1 protein-coding gene is annotated in these 453 nt (G+C 43.9%); it reads right to left on the reverse strand.

The window, feature by feature from the left end; translation table 11 throughout:
- Nucleotides 1-453, reverse strand: a 453-nt coding sequence (locus A3756_RS27440) for a hypothetical protein (protein ID WP_197481213.1), incomplete at both ends; no start/stop codon positions are given.

Here is a 453-nt window from a genome sequence, read left to right on the forward strand (position 1 = left end):
ATCGCCGCATCAGTGTTACCCTGCCTAAAGGCAATCATGGCGATATTGCAGCGTGCTATCAATACTCGTGAGGTGATATTGTTCCGGTCTAGCAACTGGGCGATATCTTCGAGCAAGTCGCTTGCTTGTTTAAAGCGACCTTTAGATATCAAAAAATATACGGCAGCCAGTGCACCTCTTTCCCGGTGCTCTTCATATTGCCCGGATTTCTGCCAAACTCCTTTATTGATGAACTCATCTAAGTGGTACTTTTCGAAAATGTGCTTACAAACTGAGAAAGAACCGCTACGAAACGCCTGGCGCATTTTTTCGTGAACTACTTGGCTATTAAAGCGCTGATAGTCACCTAAAGATAAAATACGCTCAAGTTGGTCAAGTAAGCGGCTTGCTTTGGACGATTGGTCTTTTATATGAAAAACCCGGGAGCTATATAGATAAACCGTCGCTACTTCT

Source organism: Oleiphilus sp. HI0086 (genome assembly GCF_001635225.1).